A 2,221-nucleotide genomic window follows, 5' to 3' on the forward strand; every position below is an offset into this window, starting at 1 on the left:
GGCCGCGCATCGTCCGCACCGGGTTGCGGAACGGCCGGCGGCTCGGACGGCGCGTTGCGGGTGACGAACGCGTACACGTGCGGCGAGGATTCGGCCATCTGCAGGTACACCGACACCATGGCGTGCAGGCCCTCCCGGGCCGTAGTCGCGGTGGCGGCGGCCTCCTGGAGCCGGGCCTGCATCCGGCCGATCACCACCTCGCCCATGGCCCGCTGCAGGCCGGCCTTGTCGCCGAAGTAGCGGTAGAAGACGGGCTTGGACGTCCCGGCCGCCGCTGCGATCTCCTCCATGGACGCATCGGGGCCAAGCCGGTGCACCGCGTGCCGCGCCGCGCGGATCAGCTCCCGGCGGCGTTCCGTCCGGTGACGGTCCCAGCGGGCCGAGCGGCCGTCCGCGGGCGTCGCCGGATTCGAGGCGGCCTGGCGGCCTGTGGCGGTGTTCACGTAACTCAGCGTATCAGGTACGCTTGGTTACGGTAACTGTCGTTTGTTCCGCTCCGTACCCAATCCCGAGGAGAGCCCACATGGCCACTTCACCTGACGCCACCGGCACCCGCTCCGCCAACGGACTGCGCAGGGCAGTAGTCGTCGGCGGCAACCGCATCCCCTTTGCCCGCGCGAACGGAGCCTACACCCAGGCCAGCAACCAGGACATGCTCACCGCGGCCCTGGACGGGCTGGTGGCACGGTTCGGGCTGCAGGACGAACGCATCGGCGAGGTGGCCGCCGGCGCTGTCCTCAAGCACTCGCGCGACTTCAACCTCACCCGCGAGGCGGTGCTCGGCTCGGCGCTTTCGCCTCAGACGCCTGCGTATGACCTGCAGCAGGCGTGCGCCACCGGGTTGGAAACCGTGATGGGCCTGGCGAACAAGATCAAGCTGGGGCAGATCGACACCGCCATCGCCGGCGGCGTGGACTCTGCCTCCGACGCACCGATTGCGGTCAGCGAGGGACTCCGGGTCGTACTCCTGGAACTGAACCGCGCCAAGAGCATGCAGCAGAAGCTGACCGCCATCGCCAAGTTGCGCCCCAAGGACCTGGCCCCCAACGCGCCGGGCACGGCCGAGCCGCGGACCGGGCTGTCGATGGGCGAGCACCAGGCGCTGACCACCGCGGCCTGGAACATCAGCCGCGACGCGCAGGACGAACTCGCCCTGGCCAGCCACCACAACCTCGCGGCAGCTTACGAGCGCGGGTTCTTCGATGACCTCATGACGCCCTACCGCGGCCTGGCCAAGGACTCCAACCTGCGCGGCGACACCACCCTGGAGAAGCTGGGCAAGCTGCAGCCGGTGTTCGGCAAGAACCTCGGTGCCGAGGCAACCATGACGGCCGGCAACTCCACGCCGCTGACCGACGGGGCCTCCACCGTGCTGCTGAGTTCGGAAGAGTACGCCCGGAGCAATGACCTGCCGGTGCTGGCGGAGGTGGTGGACTCCGAAGCCGCCGCCGTTGACTTTGTGCACGGCAAGGAAGGACTGCTGATGGCGCCGGCCTATGCCGTACCCCGGCTGCTGGCCCGGCAGGCCCTGACCTTCGCCGACTTCGACTTCTTCGAGATCCACGAGGCCTTCGCCGGGACCGTGCTGTGCCACCTGGCGGCGTGGGAAAGCGAGGAGTTCTGCCGCAACAAGCTGGGCCTCGAGAAGCCCCTGGGCGCCATCGACCGCACCCGCCTCAATATCAACGGCTCCTCGCTGGCCACCGGCCATCCCTTCGCGGCGACCGGCGGACGCCTGGTGGCCAGCCTGGCCAAGATGCTGCGCGAGAAGGCCGACGCCGAGTCCCGCACCACACGCGGCCTGATTTCCGTCTGCGCCGCAGGCGGCATGGGCGTCGTCGCCATCCTGGAGGCGAACTGATGACCGACCGGTACGTGGAGTTGGTCAACGCCGGACCGGTGAAGAGCCTGGCCAAGAAGCTGGGGCTGCCGCAGCCCGCCGTGCTGCGGCGCTACCGGCCCGGCGCACCGCTGCTGCCCGGACCTGTCCTGGTGCTCGGCGCGGGCGCCGGCGCCGACACGGTGGCCAAGGAAATGCTCGGGTGGGACCTCGACGTTCGCCGGCATGCGGCACCAAAGGAACGCCTCGGCGGCATCGTGCTGGTGCTCGACGAGCTGGAAGCGCCCGAGGACCTGTCGGAGCCCATGCTCAGCGCCGGCGCCAGCCTCCGGGACCTTGCCCCCGGCGGCCGCGTCATCACCGTGTCCCGGCCCGCCGACG

The 2,221-nt window shown here is 70.3% G+C and carries 2 protein-coding genes and 1 pseudogene; 2 read left to right on the forward strand and 1 reads right to left on the reverse strand.

Going from position 1 to position 2,221, the window contains the following annotated elements:
- Nucleotides 1–443 (reverse strand): TetR/AcrR family transcriptional regulator (locus AC5RV2_RS17245; protein WP_494093353.1); only part of this gene is annotated, 443 nt, incomplete at its 3' end.
- 80 nt (nt 444–523) lie between these two features.
- Here AC5RV2_RS17245 and AC5RV2_RS17250 point away from each other — a divergent pair.
- Together AC5RV2_RS17250 and AC5RV2_RS17255 are read left to right on the forward strand one after the other, a co-directional pair.
- Nucleotides 524–1,861, forward strand: coding sequence for an acetyl-CoA C-acetyltransferase (locus AC5RV2_RS17250; RefSeq protein WP_494093354.1), 1,338 nt, complete (start codon nt 524–526; stop codon nt 1,859–1,861).
- Nucleotides 1,861–2,221 (forward strand): annotated as a pseudogene (locus tag AC5RV2_RS17255) (3-oxoacyl-ACP reductase); the annotation flags it as partial. The gene AC5RV2_RS17250 and the pseudogene AC5RV2_RS17255, both read left to right, overlap by 1 nt.

Source organism: Arthrobacter sp. Y3225116 (genome assembly GCF_059091245.1).

Coding starts and splice junctions, on each gene's coding strand:
- AC5RV2_RS17250 (WP_494093354.1), top strand. CDS start 524: ATGGCCACTTCACCTGACGCCACCGGCACCCGCTCCGCCAACGGACTG.